The organism is Bacillus sp. TH19 (assembly GCF_016651075.1).
GTDB lineage: Bacteria > Bacillota > Bacilli > Bacillales > Bacillaceae_G > Bacillus_A > Bacillus_A mycoides.
Genome location: NZ_JAEKEO010000007.1, coordinates 291,730 through 313,163, shown reverse-complemented (window position 1 = coordinate 313,163; position 21,434 = coordinate 291,730). Strand labels below are relative to the sequence as shown.

At 36.5% G+C, this 21,434-nt stretch carries 18 protein-coding genes; 5 read left to right on the top strand and 13 right to left on the bottom strand.

The window, feature by feature from the left end:
- Positions 1-11 precede the first annotated feature (11 nt).
- The 7 genes from rpoE to JFU54_RS05220 form a co-directional block, all read right to left on the bottom strand.
- Positions 12-542: a DNA-directed RNA polymerase subunit delta gene (gene rpoE, locus JFU54_RS05250; RefSeq protein WP_002016316.1), complete on the bottom strand. Its 531-nt coding sequence runs from the start codon at positions 540-542 to the stop codon at positions 12-14.
- Between the two features lie 165 nt (positions 543-707).
- Positions 708-1,337: a TetR/AcrR family transcriptional regulator gene (locus tag JFU54_RS05245; protein WP_002034889.1), complete on the bottom strand. Its 630-nt coding sequence runs from the start codon at positions 1,335-1,337 to the stop codon at positions 708-710.
- 64 nt (positions 1,338-1,401) lie between these two features.
- The gene (gene acdA, locus JFU54_RS05240) at positions 1,402-2,541 is read right to left on the bottom strand and encodes an acyl-CoA dehydrogenase AcdA (RefSeq protein WP_002016320.1); all 1,140 of its coding nucleotides are present in this window, start codon (positions 2,539-2,541) and stop codon (positions 1,402-1,404) included.
- A 22-nt stretch (positions 2,542-2,563) separates the two neighbouring features.
- Positions 2,564-3,694: an acyl-CoA dehydrogenase gene (locus JFU54_RS05235; RefSeq protein WP_002016321.1), complete on the bottom strand. Its 1,131-nt coding sequence runs from the start codon at positions 3,692-3,694 to the stop codon at positions 2,564-2,566.
- Positions 3,695-3,766: 72 nt separating this feature from the next.
- Positions 3,767-4,618, bottom strand: a complete 852-nt coding sequence (locus tag JFU54_RS05230) for a 3-hydroxybutyryl-CoA dehydrogenase (protein ID WP_002016322.1) — start codon at positions 4,616-4,618, stop codon at positions 3,767-3,769.
- Positions 4,619-4,667: 49 nt separating this feature from the next.
- On the bottom strand, positions 4,668-5,951 hold the full coding sequence (locus JFU54_RS05225) for an acetyl-CoA C-acetyltransferase (RefSeq protein ID WP_113770388.1): 1,284 nt from the start codon (positions 5,949-5,951) through the stop codon (positions 4,668-4,670).
- A 9-nt stretch (positions 5,952-5,960) separates the two neighbouring features.
- Positions 5,961-8,072 (bottom strand): (Fe-S)-binding protein, encoded by a 2,112-nt coding sequence (locus tag JFU54_RS05220; protein WP_002130078.1) that lies wholly within the window; start codon positions 8,070-8,072, stop codon positions 5,961-5,963.
- A gap of 390 nt (positions 8,073-8,462) precedes the next feature.
- On the opposite strand from JFU54_RS05220, the gene cls reads away from it, so the two are divergent.
- The 3 genes from cls to JFU54_RS05205 all read left to right on the top strand — a co-directional run bounded on the left by cls (position 8,463) and on the right by JFU54_RS05205 (position 13,450).
- Positions 8,463-9,656, top strand: a complete 1,194-nt coding sequence (cls, locus tag JFU54_RS05215) for a cardiolipin synthase (RefSeq protein WP_012262052.1) — start codon at positions 8,463-8,465, stop codon at positions 9,654-9,656.
- Positions 9,657-9,689: 33 nt separating this feature from the next.
- Positions 9,690-10,643, top strand: a complete 954-nt coding sequence (gene uvsE, locus JFU54_RS05210) for a UV DNA damage repair endonuclease UvsE (protein WP_002143890.1) — start codon at positions 9,690-9,692, stop codon at positions 10,641-10,643.
- A 128-nt stretch (positions 10,644-10,771) separates the two neighbouring features.
- Positions 10,772-13,450: a DUF4084 domain-containing protein gene (locus JFU54_RS05205; protein ID WP_201063857.1), complete on the top strand. Its 2,679-nt coding sequence runs from the start codon at positions 10,772-10,774 to the stop codon at positions 13,448-13,450.
- Between the two features lie 17 nt (positions 13,451-13,467).
- On the opposite strand, the gene papR is transcribed toward JFU54_RS05205, so the two are convergent.
- Positions 13,468-13,614, bottom strand: coding sequence for a quorum-sensing peptide PapR (gene papR, locus JFU54_RS05200; protein ID WP_000734740.1), 147 nt, complete (start codon positions 13,612-13,614; stop codon positions 13,468-13,470).
- 147 nt (positions 13,615-13,761) lie between these two features.
- On the bottom strand, positions 13,762-14,625 hold the full coding sequence (locus tag JFU54_RS05195; RefSeq protein WP_193652197.1) for a helix-turn-helix domain-containing protein: 864 nt from the start codon (positions 14,623-14,625) through the stop codon (positions 13,762-13,764).
- A gap of 171 nt (positions 14,626-14,796) precedes the next feature.
- On the opposite strand from JFU54_RS05195, the gene JFU54_RS05190 reads away from it, so the two are divergent.
- A complete protein-coding gene (locus JFU54_RS05190; protein WP_002143896.1) occupies positions 14,797-16,557 on the top strand; it encodes a M4 family metallopeptidase in 1,761 nt (586 codons plus the stop codon).
- Positions 16,558-16,595: 38 nt separating this feature from the next.
- Here the strand turns inward: JFU54_RS05190 and JFU54_RS05185 are convergent, their stop codons facing one another.
- The 4 genes from JFU54_RS05185 to JFU54_RS05170 are packed head-to-tail and all read right to left on the bottom strand — an operon-like array spanning position 16,596 to position 19,959.
- Complete coding sequence (locus JFU54_RS05185; RefSeq protein ID WP_201063855.1) at positions 16,596-17,198, bottom strand: response regulator transcription factor; 603 nt, start codon at positions 17,196-17,198, stop codon at positions 16,596-16,598.
- Complete coding sequence (locus JFU54_RS05180) at positions 17,195-18,325, bottom strand: sensor histidine kinase (protein ID WP_201053444.1); 1,131 nt, start codon at positions 18,323-18,325, stop codon at positions 17,195-17,197. The genes JFU54_RS05185 and JFU54_RS05180 overlap by 4 nt, the downstream gene beginning before the upstream one ends.
- A complete protein-coding gene (locus JFU54_RS05175; RefSeq protein ID WP_201063853.1) occupies positions 18,326-19,060 on the bottom strand; it encodes an ABC transporter permease in 735 nt (244 codons plus the stop codon).
- Positions 19,057-19,959: an ABC transporter ATP-binding protein gene (locus tag JFU54_RS05170; RefSeq protein ID WP_016102315.1), complete on the bottom strand. Its 903-nt coding sequence runs from the start codon at positions 19,957-19,959 to the stop codon at positions 19,057-19,059. The genes JFU54_RS05175 and JFU54_RS05170 overlap by 4 nt, the downstream gene beginning before the upstream one ends.
- Before the next feature lie 157 nt (positions 19,960-20,116).
- On the opposite strand from JFU54_RS05170, the gene map reads away from it, so the two are divergent.
- Positions 20,117-20,911, top strand: a complete 795-nt coding sequence (map, locus tag JFU54_RS05165) for a type I methionyl aminopeptidase (RefSeq protein WP_080001788.1) — start codon at positions 20,117-20,119, stop codon at positions 20,909-20,911.
- Positions 20,912-21,434: the final 523 nt, after the last annotated feature.

Below are 21,434 nucleotides of genomic sequence, written 5' to 3'. Positions count from 1 at the left end.
AAAGTCAAGAACTACCGCTCTTCCTCTTCTTCTTCTTCAGTTTCATCATACTCAAGTTCTTCTTCTGCGAAGTCTTCATTATCTTCTTCTAAATCATCAAGATCATCATCTTCATCATCTGCGTCTTCGTCTTCAAGAACTTTGTCCAAATCTACTACATCTTCTTCTACTTCTTCTGCTTCTTCTTCTTCTACATCATCTTCTTCAATGTAGTCGTCAAAACCGTCTTCTTCAACTTTGCGTTTCTTCTTCGGTTTTGGCTGAGGCAGAATTTCTTCATCAATTTGCTCATATGGGTACCAGCTACGTAGCCCCCAACGATTTTCTCCTAAATTAATGAAACGTCCATCGATGTTTAAATCTGTATAAAATTGTGCGAGTTTCGTATTAACTTGCCCTTGAGATAGTCCCAGCACTTGAGCGATTTCTTGAACCAACTCGTTGAATGTCGTTGCTTGTCTTTTATTCCCTAAAACACTATGTACAACTTCAATCATTGAACATTCTTTTAGCTCTTCTGGTGAATATTGCTTAAAACCCACTTATGCGGCACTTCCTTTCTTCAAATATAAGCTTATATATAACGGTCTGCTTAAAAAAATCCATACTATTCATTATAAACAAAAGTCGCACAAATATGCTACAAAAAAAACGGGAAACTTTTATCCCGCTATTTACGGGCAATAAAATTATAATTTGTCCATTCTTTATTTCGGAGACATATGTGCTCCTTGCAGTACATACCTAATTTGCATTTCTGTATATTCTTCGAGAGTATACAGTTTTTGCAGGGCCCAACGTCTAAATCCCCACATTTGTCCTTGTATGAAAATATTATGTGCAAGAAGCTGTATTTCCTTTTTATTTAGTGTAAATGTCCCATTCTCCGTACACTGCTCTAAAATATCCTCAAACATCCCGACCATTTGAAACTCTTTTTCTAATACATATGGGAGTGATTCTTTCGGTAAAAAACGTACCTCTTGATACATAATTAATACTTCTTCTTGCAATTCATCCATTACTTTAAAATAATTCATTATCGCTATCTTTAAGCTTTCTATACTTCCCTTCTCTGTACACACTACTTCCTCTAACCGCTCTTTTACATGTTCATAAATACTATCACAAACTAAATATAATACATCATCTTTTGTGCGAATATACTCATAAAGTGTTCCGATACTAAATCCAGCCGCTTTCGCAATTTCTCTCGTTGTTGTACGCGGGAATCCTTTTTGCTTAAACAGCTGCACCGCACCTTTAATCATTTGTTCACGTCTTAACGCAACTAATTTTTCATCTTTCACTGACGCATGTACATTATGTTTAACCATCCCTTCACCTCTCTCTATTATTTTTGGAAGTAAAAAGCGTAGGAAAATACCTACGCTTTTGTTCCTACTTCGTTAACATACGAGAAATTACAAGCCTTTGAATCTCTTGTGTTCCCTCATATATTTGTGTAATCTTTGCATCGCGCATATAACGCTCTACTGGATAATCTTTCGTATAACCATAACCACCAAATACTTGTACCGCTTCAGTCGTTACCTTCATCGCTGTATCACCTGCAAATACTTTTGACATCGCTGACTCTTTCCCATACGGAAGCCCTTCAGATTCAAGCCAAGCCGCTTGATATGTTAAAAGACGCGCTGCCTCTACATCCGTTGCCATATCCGCAAGTTTAAAGCCAATTCCTTGTTGCGCCGCAATTGGCTTCCCAAACTGATGACGTTCTCTTGCATATTCTACAGAAGCATCTAAAGCGGATTGTGCAATACCGACTGCTTGTGCCGCAATACCATTACGGCCGCCATCTAATGTCTGCATCGCAACTTTAAATCCTTGGCCCTCTTCCCCTAGTAAATTCTCTACAGGAATACGGCAGTCTTCAAATATAATTTCAGTTGTTGGCGAAGAACGAATCCCTAGCTTACTTTCCTTCTTCCCAACCGAAAATCCTAGCGTATCACTCTCCACAATAAATGCACTCGTGCCGCGCTGCTTCGAATCAGGATCTGTTAATGCAAAAACAACATAAATATCAGCAATACCGCCATTTGTAATAAAAATTTTCGAACCATTTAAAATGTAATGGTCTCCATCTCGTTTTGCAGTCGTCCTCATTCCACCAGCATCTGATCCAGAGCTTGGTTCTGTTAAGCCATATGCACCAATTTTCTTCCCTTCAGCCATTGGGCGCAAAAACTTTTGTTTTTGCTCTTCCGTTCCAAATTTAAAAATTGGCCATCCAGCAAGTGAAGTATGTGCAGACAACGTTACACCTGTAGAAGCACAAACGCGGGATAATTCTTCAACGGCAATTACATACGCCAAGTAATCGCTTCCAATTCCGCCGTATTCTTCAGGCCACGGAATACCGGTTAAACCAAGCTCTGCCATTTGATCGAATAAAGCGCGATCAAATCGCTCTTCCTCATCACGCTCTGCTGCTGTCGGTGCTACTTCATTCCTCGCAAAATCCCGAACCATTTTTCTTATCATTTCATGTTCTTCTGATAATTTAAAATGCATTCCCGTCTCCCCCTCTGCCTTTTTATAAAGCTCGACTAATTACAAGCTTTTGTATTTCGCTCGTTCCTTCATATATTTGTGTGATCTTCGCATCACGGAAAAATCTTTCTACTGGATAATCTTTCGTATAACCATAACCACCAAATACTTGCACCGCTTCAATCGCAACTTCAACAGCCGTCTTAGAAGCAAATAATTTCGCAATAGAAGCTTCTTTACCGCATGGTAATCCTTGTGCTCTTAGCGATGCTGCTCTGTATACAAGTAATCGCGATGCTTCTACACTTGTTGCCATATCTGCAAGTTTGAATCCGAGTCCTTGCTGCGCCGCAATTGGCTTTCCGAATTGCTCACGCTCTTTCGCATAATCAATCGCACATGCAAGCGCCGCTTCCGCGATTCCTAATGCTTGCGCTCCGATTCCAATTCGCCCAACATCTAAATTCGCCATTGCCACCTTAAATCCTTGTCCTTCTTCACCAAGTAAATTCTCGGCCGGCACTTTCATATCTTCAAACGTAAGTTGCACTGTACGAGAACCAAGAAGACCCATCTTATGCTCATCTTTTCCAATGATTAAGCCTGGTGTATCTTTCTCTACTATAAATGCTGAAATCCCGCTTTTCCCCGCATCTGGATTTGTAGACGCGAAGACGATATATGTACTTGCTTCACCACCATTTGTAATAAAGACTTTCGATCCATTAATGATGTAGTGATCGCCCTTTTTTACAGCTCTTGATTTCAAACTACCTGCATCTGATCCTGCATTCGGTTCTGTTAGAGCAAATGCGCCTAAATATTCACCAGTCGCCAGTTTAGAAACATATTTCTGCTTCTGTTCTTCTGTTCCGAAGTATAAAATCGGATTCATTCCAACTGACGTATGTACAGCCAAAATTACACCAACCGTTGCACTTACCTTTGAAATTTCCTCAATTGCTAGAATGTAAGAAATAAAATCCATTTCTGCCCCGCCATATTTTGCAGGCGCAGGAATACCCATTAGTCCAAGCTCACCCATCTTTTGCAAAATCTCTTTCGGGAACACCCCTTGTTCCATACTAGGAACAAAGGGAGCTATTTCCTTCTGTGCAAAATCTCGAACCATTTTCCTCATCATTTGTTGCTCTTCAGTAAAGTGAAAATTCATGTACTTCGCCTCCGTTTGCTATATATCTTTTTAACAATCTGGTAAGACCACTACTTCAATAAAGGGAGGCCTTTATTCGTAAACGTAGAAACCACGACCTGTTTTACGTCCTAACCATCCTGCATTCACATACTTACGTAATAATGGACATGGGCGATATTTACTATCTCCTAATCCTTCATGCAACACTTCCATAATGTATAAACACGTATCTAAACCGATAAAGTCAGCTAACGTAAGAGGTCCCATCGGATGATTCATACCAAGTTTCATTACTTCATCAATCGCTTCTTTCGTCGCTACTCCTTCGTATAACGTATAAATCGCTTCGTTAATCATCGGTAATAAAATACGGTTCGATACAAACCCTGGGAAATCATTTACTTCAACTGGCACTTTCCCGATTTTTTTCGTAATATCCTCAATCGTTTCGTACACTGCATCATCTGTAGCTAAACCACGAATAATTTCAACGAGTTTCATAACTGGAACTGGATTCATAAAGTGCATGCCGATTACTTTCTCAGGACGTTTCGTTACCGCTGCAATTTCCGTAATTGGTAACGATGACGTATTCGTCGCTAAAATTGCGTGTTCTGGAGCGATTTCATCTAAATTCGCAAAAATTTTCTTTTTAATATCCATTTTTTCAACAGCTGCTTCAATAATAAGATCAGCTTCTTTGACACTATTTAAATCGAGCGTCCATGTAAGACGATTTAAAGTCGCATCTTTCTCTTCTTCCTTCATACGGCCTTTTTCTACTTGGCGGGCTAAATTTTTTGAAATAACAGCTAGCCCTCTATCTAATTGCTCTTGCTTTAAATCTTGCACTTTCACATCATAGCCTGCCATTGCACACACTTGTGCGATACCTGAACCCATTTGCCCTGCACCAATTACAACAATCTTTTGTACACTCATTTTTTCTTCCCCCTTAATTGTTAATAAACTATATATCTTCTAATCTTAATTAGTGAACTTCAATCATCACTGCATCACCTTGACCGCCACCGCTACAAATAGAAGCAATTCCAATTCCGCCGCCGCGCTGCTTCAGTGCATGGATAAGTGTAACGATAATACGTGCTCCGCTCGCTCCAATTGGATGCCCCATTGCTACAGCACCGCCATTTACATTCAATTTTTCCGGATCGATCCCTGCGATTTCTGTACTTGCAATTGCTACAGCCGCAAATGCCTCATTGATTTCAAATAGATCTATGTCTTCAATTGTCTTACCTGTCTTTTTCAGCAATTCATTAATTGCATAACCTGGCGTTCTTGGGAAATCCTTCGATTCTACCGCAATCGCCGTATGCGCCAAAATTGTCGCTAATGGTTTTCTTCCTTCTTGCTTCGCTCTGCCCTCGCTCATTAATACAAGTGCAGCACCGCCATCATTTAGTCCCGGAGCATTACCTGCTGTCACCGCTGACGTCTTATCAAATACAGGCTTTAATTTCGCTAATTTTTCAATCGTTGTATCCGCGCGTGGCGCCTCATCCTTAGCCACGACGATAGGATCGCCTTTTCTTTGCTGAATTGTTACTGGTACAATCTCCTCTTCAAAACGCCCTTCTTTATGTGCCGAAACCGCACGTTGATGGCTACGATATGCCCATTCATCTTGTGCTTCGCGAGAGATTCCATCTTCCTTCGCAACTTCTCCGCCATAAACACCCATGTGTATACCTGAAAATGCGCATGTTAAACCGTCTGCAACGTTTAAATCGATAACTTCGTTGTTACCCATTCTGTATCCCCATCTTGCCCCTCGTAAAATGTAAGGGCTGTTACTCATCGATTCCATTCCACCAGCTACAATCAGTGATTGATCACCAGTACGAATAATTTGATCTGCTAACGTAACTGCGCGAAGCCCTGATGCACAAACTTTATTTATTGTTTCTGTCTGCACTTCCCAAGGAATGCCGGCCGCTCTTGCTGCTTGGCGTGATGGAATTTGTCCTTGCCCTCCTTGGATAACCGTTCCAAATATAACTTCTTCAACATCACTAGCGGAAACATTCGCCCTTTCAAGCGCTGCCTTAATTGCGATTCCTCCAAGCTCTGTTGCTTTCACGTCTTTTAAAGTTCCTCCAAATTTTCCAACCGGTGTTCTTGCAGCACTTAAAATAACTGTTTTACTCATGTTTCTTTCCCCCATTTCTTTTTTTAGCACCGAGCGCTCGCTCGGTATCCTTGCGCCTAGAAGAGGTGCAATTATTGCACCTCTTTCTAAATTTGAATGCATTCCTACAAACTACATTGCTTCTTTCTTCTGTCCGATAACTGAGCGTTCTAAAATCTCTGTTACGTCCAAAGTTTGAACTGTTTCTTCAACTTCTTTCGCTTTCGTGCCGTCACTAATCATCGTTAAGCAATACGGGCATCCTGTACCGATAATTGACGGCTGTACAGCTAGCGCTTGTTCTGTACGAGCAACGTTAATACGAGAACCTGTCGTTTCTTCCATCCACATTAGGCCGCCACCCGCACCACAGCACATTCCCGTTTCACGGTTACGCGCCATCTCTACAAGGTTTACACCTGGAATTGCTTTTAGAATATCGCGCGGCGCTTCGTATACTTCGTTGTATCTTCCTAAGTAACAGGAATCATGGTACGTAACTGTCTCTTCAATAGAATGGACAGGTTTTAAACGACCTTCCTTCACCCACTGGGCTAGTAATTCTGTATGATGATAGACTTCTGCTTGTAAGCCAAAGTCCGGGTACTCATTTTTAAAAGTGTTATAAGCATGAGGGTCAATCGTAACGATTTTCTTCACTCCTGCTTTTTCAAATTCTTCAATATTTTTAGTCGCCATTTCCTGGAATACAAATTCATTTCCAAGGCGGCGCGGTGTATCACCAGAGTTCTTTTCCTTATTACCAAGAATTGCGAATGAAATGCCTGCTTCGTTCATTAGCTTCGCAAATGATATCGCAATCTTCTGACTGCGATTGTCATACGAACCCATTGATCCGACCCAGAATAAGTATTCAAACTCTTCGCCAGCTTTTGATTTCTCCTTTACAGTTGGAACTGTTACTTCATCGTCACCTTGGCGCCATGTTTCACGCTCTTTACGGTTCAGTCCCCACGGATTACCTTGACGCTCAATGTTTGTCATTGCACGCTGCGCTTCCGCGTCCATTTTTCCTTCTGTTAAAACGAGATAGCGGCGTAAATCAATAATTTTGTCAACATGCTCATTCATAACTGGGCACTGGTCCTCACAGTTACGGCACGTTGTACATGCCCAAATCTCTTCTTCTGTAATAACGTCTCCGATTAAACTTGGGTCGTACGCTAGCGCTGTAGCCGCTGATTCTTGTTGTCCTTTTCCAGCTGCCATCATCGCTAACTGATTTCCTTGTGTATTATTAAAAGCAACAACTGGAACCCACGGTGCTTTTGATGTTACCGCTGCGCCTTTATCAGTTAAATGATCACGAAGTTTTAAAATTAAATCCATCGGTGATAACATTTTCCCTGTTCCTGTTGCCGGACACATATTTGTACAACGACCACATTCGACGCAGGAATATAAGTCGATAAGTTGATTTTGTCTAAAGTCTTCAATTTTACCAACACCGAATGTTTCTTGTGTTTCATCTTCAAAATCAATTTTTTCAAGTTTTCCCGGATTTGAAAGACGACCAAAAAACACGTTAACTGGTCCAGCAATTAAATGCGCATGTTTTGATTGTGGAACATAGACTAAAAACGTTAACAAAATTAGTAAATGCACCCACCAAGAGAAATAGAACACTGAAATGGCTACGGTTTCATTTAATCCCGAGAAAACGTAAGCGATTGCAGAAGCGATTGGTTCACTCCATGAAAGCTCCTCGCCGTGCCATATAATTCCCATCCCATTACCAAGTAGCACAGAAATCATTAAGCCACCAATAAAGATAAGAACAAGGCCTGATTTAAAATTACGTTTCAAACGAACAAGCTTTTCAATATAGCGTCTATGAAAAGCCCAAAAGACTGCAATTAAAATAACGAGTGTGACAATTTCCTGGAAGAATGTAAATGCAGGGTATAGTGGTCCAAGTGGAAGATGCGATCCTGGTGCAAGTCCTTTCCAAACGAAGTCAATTGCTCCAAATTGGACAAGAATAAATCCGTAAAAGAACATAACGTGAATGATGCCGCTCTTTTTATCTTTCAGCAGCTTTTTCTGACCGAAAACATTGACCTTAAGAAGATCCCAACGCTCTTTAAAACGACGGTCAAATTCAATCTTTTTTCCTAATTGTATGTAGGCCATCCTTGTTCGTATAAGATATACAAACAAATACCCCGCATAAGCAATAACAGCAATGGCAGCCAGCCAATTAATGATTAGTAAGCTATTCATTTTATGCTACCCCTCTCTTTGTAAGCTCTCTTTCTTTTTTAGAATCTTCGAAAATATATAATTTTCTGAATTATATCCCCTATTCCCATTATATAATGAGTGAGCATTCAGTCAACAGTTTTTTGTTATACAACAACACATTTTTTAATAAAGCTGTTTATTTCGGTGAAACTATAAAGTGAAACTTTAATCAGTAGAGAGCTGTTTATTCCCTACTGATTATTAGCCCTCACCAATCGGGCTTTTACGGGCGGCCGAATCCCAACCAACTTCTTTGCTTTAACCCAATTTTGAGGTGGGAGTCTTACTGCCCGCAAATAGCGGGATACAGTGAAATTTTGATTTGTAAAAAATTGATGGTGAAAAGACCGTGAAGGAGGGAATTTACTTATGTTTTTCTTATCTCTCTTGTTATTAGGCAGCGCTCTCTGGATTACAATCGACCTTTCATATGGGAGAATTGTTCATTTAAAGCGTGTACGTTCTCGTTCTTTCCCTTTACGTCAAAGTGATTTTCGCCTTTATACATACGGAAATGATCTATACGATGCTCTCTTTACTGATATAAAACAAGCTAAACACCATGTGCACGTTTTATTTTTTATTGTAAAAAACGATGATATAAGTCGTACGTTTTTAAAGTTACTTATCGATAAAGCACAAGAAGGAATTGAGGTAAGACTTTTACTCGACCGGTTTGGAAGTCATTATTTATCAAAAGAAGCGATTTACTCGCTACAAAAGCATGGTGTCTCTTTTTCATTTTGTCATAAAGTGAAATTTCCTTTTCCTTTCTTTTCTGCAAATCAAAGAAACCATAGAAAAATTACAGTTATTGACGGGAAAATTGGTTATATTGGTGGATTTAACATTGGCGAAGAATATTTAGGGCATAATCAAAGGTTAGGGTTATGGCGAGATTATCATTTACGTCTTACAGGAGAAGGGATACAAGATTTACAAAAACAATTTTTACATGATTGGCTCGACGATACAGACCAAAATTTATTAGATTCATCTCTTTATTTTCCTATGCAACAACCAGGGACCATTCTACATCGTTTCATCCCTACTGATGGTGCCTATTTACAAAATACATTTTTACATTTAATCGAAAGCGCGAAAAAAGAACTCTTTATCGGTACACCATATTTTATTCCTGGAAAAAAAATTATGAATGCATTATTAAAAGCGCGAAAACGTGGGGTTCAAATAACTATTCTCGTTCCACAAAAAGCTGATCACGCCCTCGTTCGAGAAGCAAAATTCCCATATTGCCGAAAGTTAATACAAGCTGGTTGTAATATTTACGCTTTTCAGCAAGGATTTTTCCACGCAAAAATTATTATAGTAGACGATCATACTTGTGATATCGGAACTGCTAATTTCGATATGAGAAGTATATATATTAACCATGAAATCAATTGCCTTTTATACGATAAACATTTCATACAAGAAGTAAAACGTAAATTCGAGGAAGATTTGGAACGCTCCTTATTACTTTCCTTCGAAGATGTCAATCCTCTCTCCATTATCGATAGAGGAAAGGAATGGATAGGAACGCTACTCGCGTTCTTTTTATAGAGAAATTTCAAGGGCCAATGAGGTGCATCACATATGATAATTCGATTTGGATATGTCTCACATGCTACGGCATTATGGGACTGTTCGCCTGCCAAAACAATGACATTTACAAGCTGGAAAAAGCTAAAAAAACAAGAGCGTGAAGATAAATTATATAATGTTACACTGCAAAATCTAGAACACACAATACGCATCCTTCATTACAATATTGCACACGAAATTCCATTATATCGTTTATCATCTTCTATCGTCCCGCTTGCAACACATCCTGAAGTTGAATTTGATTACATTCAAATATTTGCTCCACTATGGCGTAAAATAGGAGCATTAATTCAAGAACACAATTTACGCGTAAGTTTTCACCCAAACCAATTCACACTATTTACAAGCGACAAACCACATATTACAACTAATGCAATTACAGATATGACCTATCATTATAACGTGTTAAATGCTATGGGAATTGCAGATTCTTCCTACATTAATATCCATGTAGGTGGCGCGTATGGGAATAAGGAAAAGGCAATCGAACGTTTTCATGAAAACATACAAAAACTCCCTTACCATATAAAAAGACAAATGACCCTTGAAAATGACGATAAAACGTATACAACTTCTGAAACTTTGGCTATTTGTCAAAAAGAAAAAATCCCTTTCGTGTTCGATTATCATCATCACATAGCGAACCTTTGTAATGAACCGCTAGAAGAATTGCTTCCTATGATATTTAAAACTTGGTCACATACAAATGTCCTTCCTAAAGTTCATATTTCTTCTCCTAGATCAGAAAAAGAATTTAGGGCCCACGCAGATTATATTGATTTAGAATTTATTAAACCCTTTTTACACATTACAAAAAAAATTAATCATAATTTTGATATTATGATTGAAAGTAAACAGAAAGATTTAGCAATGCTACAATTAATATGTGAACTATCCTCTATAAGAGGAATAAAAAGAATAAATAGCGCAACATTGCAATGGTAAATTGTAATGTTGCGCTATTTTTTTCAAAAAAAGTAATTTTTCTAGTAAAAAACACCCTATTTTATATGCTATGATTGAAATTAGCATTTTCCACCTGCGATTCAACTTTATTGAAACGGAGTCATAATATGATTAATCAAAAAAAATATGTACACTTTGTCATGATGTATATAATTATATTTTTTCTTTGGATATTCCTTATTCCTAAGAGCTTGAATATAAAAGAAATTGGCATTCTCTTCTTATTTTGTTTTGCTACACTCTTTTCTTGCTATTGCCTATATAAAGCAATTAAGAAGATGAAGCACGGTGACAAACTATTTTGGGTTCTAGTACTATGCACTTGTATATGTGGATTAGCTATGGAGATAACTTTATTTCTTCATTCACTTTCTATATATGATCAAGTCATATTCTCATATAAGGCATTGCCTTTTTTCATCATACAATATATTTTGCTCTTTTCTGGCTTTGCTATAAAGTTTATAAAACATTACTCTATTAGAGGCCTTGCTCAATTTTCATTCGACAGCATCTTTATCGTTATTATGAATATTTATTTTACCTTAACCTTTATTTTAGATATTTCAAGCTTTCGTATGTTAACCAAGGAAGCGTGGATTTTGATTGGGTATTTTATTGCACAATCATTAGTAATTTATGCCGTTATTAGCCTATATAGAAGAGAACGGTATTCTTCTAGTAGAATCTCATTAATTATTGGCTTTACTATCATACTTGTTTACGGATATATACACTTGCTTCAGATAAACTCAGGGATGGAAACCTCTTCTGAAGTCTCTTATTTAATACATACTGCTTCGATTTTACTAATCGGTTTATCGTCCATACTGTACATTTTGGATAAACCAATACAACATGAAACGAAAACGAAATATTATCGATTCGATTATGTACGCTTTATATTACCTTATTTTAGTATAATCATTACTTTTTCCTTTGCTGTTATTCAACCTTGGGATGATAAGTTCATGCTAATCGGTCTAGTATTATCACTAGTCTTATTATTCCTACGACAACTTTTCATGTGGAAAGATAATCAAGTATTAATCGATACGTATGAACAGTTGACTACACAACTAGAAGGTGCAGTTGAAGAAGGCGTATCTGCCCTATCAAAAAGTGAACAACGTTATAAATCTTTATTCGAAGATCATCCTGATGCTGTTTTTTCTTTAAATATGAATGGGATTTTTCAACAATCTAATAAGGCTTGTGAAAGTTTATTTACAGCCTATTATTGTGAAGTAACAAGCTATTCTCTTCAACACTTCATTGATCCACAAGATCATGAATTATTGAAGAAATCTTTACAAATTACAAAAGAAGGTAGACCACAAACTCTAGAAATTCGTACAAAAGAAAAAGAAGGATATTATTATCACCTTCACATTACATTCATCCCTATTTTTATAAATAAAGAGGTTGTTGGGATGTTTGGTATAGCACGTGATATTACAACTTTATATGAAAAACAAAAGCAAGTAGAGCATATGGCTTTCCATGATGCACTTACAGGACTACCGAATCGCCGGAAATTCGAAAAAGATTTAAAAACGATTTTAAATACAGCTCAAAACACCACTAATGACGTTGCGGTCATGTTCCTCGACTTAGATCGATTTAAAAAAATTAACGATCGACTCGGCCATGATGTCGGAGATTTATTATTAATTGAAGTAGCAAAAAGATTACGTGGATGTTTGCGTTCAAAAGATATCGTTGCCCGCCAAGGCGGAGATGAATTTACGATTCTATTACCAGATATGTACTCTGAAAAAAGTGCTTCTTTTATGGCTGAACAAATTTTAACTATTTTAAATAAGCCTTACTTTATTAAAGATGAAGAACTTTCTGTTACACCGAGTATCGGAATTGCGATGTACCCTGACTACGGAACCGATGTAACCGAATTAATGAAAAATGCAGATATGGCTATGTATCGAGCAAAGGCTAATGGAAAAAATAGATTTATTTTCTTCTCAAAAGAAATGAGTATTGCGCAAAATGAAATACACTTCCTAGAAGGTGAACTTTCAAAAGCTCTACAACAAAATGAATTTTTCCTTGAATATCAACCACAAGTAAATACAAAAACAAAACAAATTATCGGTTTTGAGGCATTAATTCGCTGGAAACATCCAAAACTCGGAATTGTATCGCCTGCCCAATTCATTCCTCTAGCAGAGGAAACAGGATTTATTATTGAACTTGGTAATTGGATTTTACATACCGCCTGCTTAGAAGCAAAAAAGTGGCATAACCAAGGATTTTCTCAATTAAAGGTTGGTGTAAATTTATCTGTTGTTCAATTCAATCACGCAGATTTAATATCAACTATTTCAAAAGTCTTGGAAGAAACCGAACTAAAGCCGGAAGCGCTAGATATTGAGATTACAGAAAGTATCGCGATTAATCAAAATCATTCTGTAATTGCTAAACTAGAAGAACTTCAAAATCTCGGTATCCAAATTTCAATTGATGACTTTGGAACTGGTTATAGTTCTTTAGCTTATTTAACGAAATATCCAATCAATACATTAAAAATTGCTCGAGAATTTATTTGTGGAATTACAAATAGCCCTTTAGAAGAAGCCATTATCGCTTCCATTATTACGCTATCAAAAGAATTAAATTTAGAGGTTATTGCGGAAGGTGTAGAAACAGAAGAACAATGGAAGTTTTTACACGAGCAAAACTGTGACCACATTCAAGGATTCCTCTTTAGCAAACCTGTTTCTAGTAAAGACGTTTGGAGGTTACTCCACAAAAAAACAACCGTCTAAGTAAGACGGTTGTTTTTTTAATGTTCAAATGGTAAATCTGAAGCTAATTGTACCTCTTGATCATTATGAGAAATTACTTGGCTTTTCTCTAAAGCCGTATCTGTTAATGAAATACCCCATGCCATTGCTAACGTTAATAGACTACCAATAAGTAGTTTTTTCATATTCCATCACCCACATCGTTTTCTTTTAATATATCATGAAAATTTATCCACAACTTATGCAATTATGCATACCCATTTTTTGGAGATTTAATTACTTTTTGTGGATGTAACTTACGAAATATACCACTATACATATTCCAAATCATTTTAATTTAAATACTCCTTTTTTTTTAATAACGTCTCTTTGTAAGAATGTAAATCTAATAAATCAAAGAAGAAAGACGCTTTTTTATACACTTCTTTAATATCATCTGATGAATACTCTAATTTCTCAAGACACTCGCCCTTTTGATAATACAATTGACCGATTAATTCCATACTTCCCATATACCGAGAAGCTTCAATCGCTTCATTTACTTGATACAATGCTTCTTCAAACTGATCACTCAAATATAAAGCTTTTGCATAATTGTATCGAACCTTAACTGTGAATGCCTCATTATTATGTAGCGATTCTAACCGTTCTAAAATAGCTCGAAATGAAGTTATTGCCCTATCTAATTGATTATTTTCTGCACAAATACTTGCAATAGAATTTTCAATATATAAATTTTGAAATACATCTATCCCTCCGTATGATTGATGTACAATTTTTTTTAACTCTAAAATGCAATATTCAAAATTAATTTTCTGTAAAACATATGCAGATAAGTAATAGTACCAAAGAAGAAACTGATTAAATTCTGGATGAAACTTTTCTTTTTTTAATTCATTTGAAACAATGCTATAAATTTCAGCATATTGTTTCTTCTTACTCAACATTTGAATTCTATCTTTAAATAACTTTTTCCTCTCAATATCGGAATAAATGAGTACCTCATAAAAATGAATAATGGGAACTTGTAATTTTGCTGCTATACCTTGCAGTATATCCATACTTGGGTATACCGCGCCCGATTCAATTCGGCTCACTTCCGATTGATGACATACATTATCGGAGAGTTGTTTCTGTGTTAATCCTCTCATTACCCTAATTTTCTTTATTTCACTTCCTAATTTTTCTGCGTGCATACTTACTCACCATCCCATTATAACAATCTAATTTTTTTAAGTTGTCATACCACTACAATAATGTGAATTCGACAATTTTTGATATGAAATAATGCATAATATATATAAAATTCGGCAAATTCCTCATACAATTCATCTCACATACACAATACAAGATTAGGAGTGTTATAGATGAATTATAGAAAACTTGCTAGTGCTGTCGTTACATTCGGTCTTCTTTGTCCTTTATCAACAGAAGCTATTCACGCTCAAGAATTAGATAAAAATGAAGTGAAAGTTGAAATTGCTCAGCCTGGTTTAACAATCGGAAAATTAACACAACCTCAAAACGATACAAAAGAGAATATTGCTAAAAAGTATTTAAAAGGTGAGGTAAATGGGGCTAAAGCTCAACAAGAGCAAGTTACTACTGAAAAGAATGTCGATTTTCAACCTACAAATAAAGAAACAAAAGAAAATCAAACCGAATTACGCCTTGCACAAACATACAAAAATTATAAAGTATATGGTCAAGATCTCATTGTAAAAGTAGATAAAAATGGAGTAATTACAACTGTTAGTGGTAAAGTTGCCCAAAATTTAGACCAACAACTTAATCTTACTATAACAAATTTTTTGTCGAAAAATGAAGTAAAATCTAAATTACGCAATATACTTCAAATTCCAAGTGATGCGACAGAAACAGAATTTTCTAGCGAAACGGTAGTTTATAAGAAAAAAGATGGCTACTATACATACGCAACGGTCCTTACATTTACTTATGAAAACAATGAACAAGTTATAAACGGAAATGCAATCATGGACTTACAAACTGGTGAAGTACTTTTCCAAGAAAAGTTTATTAAAAATAAAGAGAATAAAACTATTAATCAAGTAACAGCACCTAAACTATCACCAGCGAAAGAACAAGGAACTGGGAAAAATGCGCTACAAGAAAATGTATTATTTAATATTGCGAAAGGCTCTGATGGAAAATTTTATTTAGCTGATTTATCCCGCGGAAATGGTATTTATATTTACAACGCAAACTACGCTGATTCCCTTGGTGGCGATAGCCAAGCTGGTTATCCAGGGACACTTATTTCAAGCGATAACTCTAACTTCTTAGATAAAGAAGCAGCTGGTGTTATGAAAAATATGAGTGATATTTACGACTATTTTAAGAAAGAACATAATCTGAAAAGTTACGATAATAAAGACTCAAAAGTTGTTGCTAGCGTCCACGGATTTGATTCTACTGAAGTTAGTGATGGTGTAAAAGAAAACTATGTAAATGCATTTTGGCATCCAGGTTGGAATCAAATGGTCTTTGGTGACGGGCTAAATGGAAAATTAACCTCTGCTCTTGACGTAACAGCTCATGAATTTGGACATGCTGTATTTAGTGGTACGACGAAAAATAAAATTGTGCGATATCCAAGTGCTGAAACATCTGCGCTAAATGAAGGTCTAGCAGATTTTTGGGGTACACAAATAGAATATTACGTAAAGAAAGATAAAGGAAATTGGATTATGGGTGATACGTTAGGTGGTCTAACAATTCGTGACATCCCAGGGGAAATTGGTGACGGCGGCAACAAACTATACACAAACTTAAAAGATTTCTATAATGATGGAAATGATCAAGAATCTCACGTGAATTCTGGAATTATCAGCCATGTATTATATCAATTAGCTGAAGGTAAAACGTATAACGGTATATCTGTTCAAAGACAAGGAAATGAAAAAGTAAGTAAAGTTGTTATGCGTGCATTGCAAAACTACGCAACTTCAGCAGAAGATTTTGAATCACTTCAATCTCACATTGTACAAGCTGCAAAAGACTTATATGGTAATATGACAGCAACAGAATTCGAAAAGGCTTTCCAAGCACATGGATATAAGGCTCTAGCAAAAATTAGTAAAGTAGTAGAAGTACAACAAGGAAAATAAGCAAAAAAGAAGTTTACCACTCATAGGTAAACTTCTTTTTATATCCATCCCTTTTCTTCCGCAATTGTAATTGCCTCAATTCTATTTTTTGCTTCCAGTTTCGCTAATACTTCAGAAATATAATTACGTACTGTACCAGGTGAAAGATAAAGCATCTTAGCAATTTCATTTGTAGTCTTTCCTTCTTTCGCAAGTAAAAGCACTTCTTTTTCACGTTCTGATAACGGATTTTTCTCCTGCCATAAGCCAAACATTAACTCCTGAGAAATCTCTCGCTTCCCTTTCATAACATTTCGAATTGCTGAAGCTAAATCTTCACTCGGGCTATCCTTTAATAAATATCCGTGAACACCAGCTTTCATTGCCCTTTCAAAATAACCAGGACGCGCAAATGTTGTTAAAATTATTACTTTACAAGATGATTGTTCTTTCTTTAAAATTTCAGCAACATCTAAACCACTTTGGATCGGCATTTCAATATCCATAATACTTATATCTGGCTTTAACGATTCGATTAATTTTAACGCTTCTTCACCATTCGCAGCTTGCCCAACTACTTCAATATCATCTTCCAGATCAAGCAGGGCTCCTAATGCACCACGAAGCATTCGTTGATCTTCTGCAATAATAATTCGAATCATGCCCTCACCTCATCTTTTCCTGTTCTAATTACAATTGGAACTTTCACCGTTAACAGTGTCCCTGGATTGATCGTATCCAGTTCAACTACTCCATCAATAAGGGAAATCCGCTCCTTCATACCTCGAATACCGTTTCCATCATGACTTTGATTTTCCAAACCGACGCCATTATCTTCTACTTTCAAAATCAACTCACCTTGTGATTCTAATATAGAAACTGTACATGCCTTTGCCTTACTATGCTTCACGACATTCGTAACAGCTTCACGTAAACACATACCTAAAATATTTTGTTCAATTGGTGATAACGAGCTAGAATTAGCCTCCTGCTTTACTTCTAATTCAATATTGGCAGCTTGCAAAATCGCTTTTATTTGCTCAAGTTCTTCTTCCACTGTAATCATACGCATATCAGAAATTAATTCTCTCAGCTGTTTTAAAGCGGTGCGAGATGTTTGTGTAATTTCCTTCGCTTCCATACTTGCACGATCTGGATTTTTCACAATTAACTTCTCCACGAGCTGACTTTTCAAAGTAATAAGAGATAATGTGTGTCCTAACGTGTCATGAAGATCTCTTGCAATTCGCTGGCGCTCTTCACGTTTTACTAAGTCTTTAATTTGTTCATTTGCTTCGTTTAATTGATTTTTCAACATCTTTTTTTGATTAAAATTACGCATTCCAAATGGCGTAAGAAGCATTAAAATAAACATTGGAACTATATTCACTAAATTTGTAGTTGTTAAATGCTTAAAATATACGAATATAAAGGCCCCAAGCATTGTAATCAACAGTCCTAACAACACTCGAAATACTTTCTTACTTGGCGCAAAGCCCATCGCACTTGCCGTGAAAAAACCAAAAAATATCATAAAAGCATTATAAAATAAGGCAAATAAAAAGATGAGTACCATTTGGATACATGCCCATAAAATGAACGTCTTATTAACAAAATAAAGTTGACGGTATGTGATAATAAAAAGCACCAACATACCGCTCCCTATCCCAAGTTTCCACCCTGATACCTGCGTTAGATGGTAAATCGGAAATAACAGATACACTAACCACATATACGGGAAGAAACCCATCTGTTTCGGAAAAACTTCAAACCTCTTCTTCTCTATCATTTATACCGCTTCCTGTCTTTTTCTTATATATATTGATACTACAACAAATATAAGGAAATAACCTCCTAGTACCGCGATATTTTCCCACCCAATCGATTTTCCAGCTACAATGTCCCATGCACCGCTTCCAAAGTGGTATGTTGGTGTCCATTCACCGATAGATCTTAATATTTTCGGGAACACTTCAATTGGCATCCATAATCCACCGATTACAGCTAGACTCATATTTAAAATATTGGCTAAACCAGCTGCTGCATCCGCCTTCTTAATTGAACCTATTACTGTTCCAAGGGCTAAAAATGGTGTCACGCCTAGTAATAGCCATAATCCGGCACCAATCCATTGGCCTATCGTTAACTCAACATTATTAATTAATATTCCTGCCATAAAAATAACTAAGATTGAAAAAGCATTCACTACTGTTTGAGCAATAATTTTAGCTACTAAATATGCCCCCTCTGGAAGCGGTGTAATTTTTAACAAATGTGTCCATCCTTGCCCTTTTTCCTGAGAAAGTCTCACACCGAAACTAAAAAGGGCAGTCCCTACAATACTGAAAGTCGCCATTGAAATTAAATAATGTGCTTTCCATGCATCTCCGTTTTGCGGGACTTGAACAACATTTGTAAAGATGTAATAAAACATAACTGGCATTAATAATGAGAAAAAGATGAATAATTTATTGCGGAACGTACGTAAAACCTCTATTTTACATTGCATCCATAATGCTCTCATGCGATTCCCTCCTTCTGATTTGCAACAAACTGTTCAAATGCTTCATCGAGGCTTCCACGTTCAACTGAAACGTCTGTTACAGGTAGATTCCTCTGATAAATTGCTTGTAAAGTGGCATCTGTATCTTCCGTCGTTAAAGTGAAGCGCCCTTCATTTGACTGTACTTCTGTTACATGCGGTAATTCCTTTAGTAAACTCTTAGGAATTTTCTCTTTCGAATAAAACGAGATTGTTTTTCGAGAAATCGTCGCTTTCATCTCATCTGGTGTGCCATCTGCGATAATCTTTCCGTTCGCAAATAATAAAATTCGATCTGCTAGCGCATCCGCTTCTTCTAAATAATGTGTTGTTAAAATAATCGTTTTCCCTTCACTTGCTAATTTTCTAATCGTTTCCCAAAACGTTTTTCGAGATGTTATGTCCATCCCTACAGTTGGTTCATCTAAAAATAACAACTCTGGATTCCCTGCAAGTGCCAGCGCAAAATTTAACCTTCTTTTTTGACCGCCCGATAATTTCTCACATCTTTGCTTTCTTTCTGGTTCTAAGTTTGACAACTGCAGTAATATTTCTTTCTCTACAGGATTCGTATAATAACTACGGAATAACTCAATTGCCTCTTCTACCGTGATACTATCAATTACACTTACTTCTTGTAGCATCGCACCAAGGCTATTACGAACATCTCTATGCTTCGGACTCTTTCCAAATATAGAGACATTCCCCTCTGTCGGATCTTTTAATCCGAGCATCATTGAAATTGTCGTTGTTTTCCCCGCACCATTTGGACCGAGTAATGCTACTATTTGCCCTTTATTTACATGAAATGAAACGTTATTTACTGCTTTTTTATGTTTAAATGTTTTAGAAACACCATTTACTTCAATAATCTTTTCCATCTCTCCACCCCCGCCGTTTCTTATATTTACATTGTATGTTCTGGAAAAGTTAGGAAACAGTATGATGCGTCATGACATCAATATGACAATTGTCATGTATTCTTTATGAGAGGAATCAACCCGCATACCGCACGCGAGTAGCAGTACAAAAATAAACATGATACAATCGGATAAGACATATATTCGAGGAAGGACAGTGGTTTTCATGATTATTCGTAATGAACAAGATTTAGAAGGTTTACGAAAAATCGGCCGCATCGTTGCACTTGCACGCGAAGAAATGAAAAAGCAAGCGAAGCCAGGTATGACAACGAAAGAGCTTGATTTAATTGGTAAAAAAGTATTAGATGAGCACGGTGCTATTTCAGCGCCTGAAAAAGAATATAAATTCCCAGGTGTAACTTGCATTAGTGTAAACGAAGAAGTTGCTCACGGCATTCCAAGCGATCGCGTATTAAAAGAAGGCGATTTAGTAAACGTAGACGTATCGGCCGCACTTGACGGATATTATGCAGATACAGGTATCTCATTTGTTCTTGGCGACGATGAAGAAAAAGAAAAACTTTGCCAAGCAGCAGTAGACTCATTTTGGGAAGCAATGAAAAAAGTAAAAGCTGGCTCAAAACAAAATCAAATTGGTCGTGCTGTTTCTAATTTTGCACATAAAAGTGGATATAACGTTATTCAAAACTTAACTGGTCACGGTATTGGTCTTAGCTTACACGAAGCTCCAAACCACATTTTAAGCTACTATGATCCAATGGATAATGCGCTTCTAAAAGACGGCCTTGTTATCGCTGTAGAACCATTTATTTCTATGAAAGCTGATCATATTATTGAGCGCGGTGATGATGGTTGGACATTCGTTACACCAGATAAAAGCCTTGTTGCACAATGTGAACATACAGTTGTTGTAACACGCGGTGAACCGATTATTCTAACAGAAATCTAAAATAAAAAACGATCGATTTGTAGATTTCTTCTACTAAAACGGTCGTTTTTTTCACTTTTGGAAAATATATGAAATGTTATTGAACTCTTTATCATTTAAGTATATAATCTTTAGCGGAGGTTATTCATCATTATCTTTAACAAAAGATGATATCACTATAGTTTGAAATACCTTCTTTTTTATTATGTAAAATAACTTCAAAAATGACCGGAGAAATGATTTAGTCGAATATTCTAAACACCTTATATTCGTCTAATATGTAAGGAACAATAATACCTAAACTTCGGTCCACTAAGCGTACAACTCTCTTTTGACAAAACAGATAACTATGTTCAAAGTACATATTGTCTTCATCCTGACCAAAATCAACCCTATCTAGATTTTTATTTCCACATAACTTTAAGGCGAAAAACTGGCCTTCACAATGGGATACATTACTTTGGTTAGCATGTATCGTAAAACTTACCTTTATAACCATTCTTTTTTACCAACTTTACATGAAAATCATCTCACATATAAAGGG

Excerpts from the sequence above, each read along its gene's own strand:
- uvsE (WP_002143890.1), top strand. The coding sequence starts at position 9,690 with ATGATAATTCGATTTGGATATGTCTCACATGCTACGGCATTATGGGAC.
- JFU54_RS05235 (WP_002016321.1), bottom strand. The coding sequence starts at position 3,694 with ATGAATTTTCACTTTACTGAAGAGCAACAAATGATGAGGAAAATGGTT.
- JFU54_RS05180 (WP_201053444.1), bottom strand. The coding sequence starts at position 18,325 with ATGATAGAGAAGAAGAGGTTTGAAGTTTTTCCGAAACAGATGGGTTTC.
- JFU54_RS05175 (WP_201063853.1), bottom strand. The coding sequence starts at position 19,060 with ATGAGAGCATTATGGATGCAATGTAAAATAGAGGTTTTACGTACGTTC.
- JFU54_RS05245 (WP_002034889.1), bottom strand. The coding sequence starts at position 1,337 with ATGGTTAAACATAATGTACATGCGTCAGTGAAAGATGAAAAATTAGTT.
- JFU54_RS05220 (WP_002130078.1), bottom strand. The coding sequence starts at position 8,072 with ATGAATAGCTTACTAATCATTAATTGGCTGGCTGCCATTGCTGTTATT.
- map (WP_080001788.1), top strand. The coding sequence starts at position 20,117 with ATGATACAATCGGATAAGACATATATTCGAGGAAGGACAGTGGTTTTC.
- JFU54_RS05190 (WP_002143896.1), top strand. The coding sequence starts at position 14,797 with ATGAATTATAGAAAACTTGCTAGTGCTGTCGTTACATTCGGTCTTCTT.
- JFU54_RS05230 (WP_002016322.1), bottom strand. The coding sequence starts at position 4,618 with ATGAGTGTACAAAAGATTGTTGTAATTGGTGCAGGGCAAATGGGTTCA.
- JFU54_RS05225 (WP_113770388.1), bottom strand. The coding sequence starts at position 5,951 with ATGCATTCAAATTTAGAAAGAGGTGCAATAATTGCACCTCTTCTAGGC.
- acdA (WP_002016320.1), bottom strand. The coding sequence starts at position 2,541 with ATGCATTTTAAATTATCAGAAGAACATGAAATGATAAGAAAAATGGTT.
- JFU54_RS05170 (WP_016102315.1), bottom strand. The coding sequence starts at position 19,959 with ATGGAAAAGATTATTGAAGTAAATGGTGTTTCTAAAACATTTAAACAT.
- JFU54_RS05185 (WP_201063855.1), bottom strand. The coding sequence starts at position 17,198 with ATGATTCGAATTATTATTGCAGAAGATCAACGAATGCTTCGTGGTGCA.
- JFU54_RS05195 (WP_193652197.1), bottom strand. The coding sequence starts at position 14,625 with ATGCACGCAGAAAAATTAGGAAGTGAAATAAAGAAAATTAGGGTAATG.
- papR (WP_000734740.1), bottom strand. The coding sequence starts at position 13,614 with ATGAAAAAACTACTTATTGGTAGTCTATTAACGTTAGCAATGGCATGG.
- cls (WP_012262052.1), top strand. The coding sequence starts at position 8,463 with ATGTTTTTCTTATCTCTCTTGTTATTAGGCAGCGCTCTCTGGATTACA.
- JFU54_RS05205 (WP_201063857.1), top strand. The coding sequence starts at position 10,772 with ATGATTAATCAAAAAAAATATGTACACTTTGTCATGATGTATATAATT.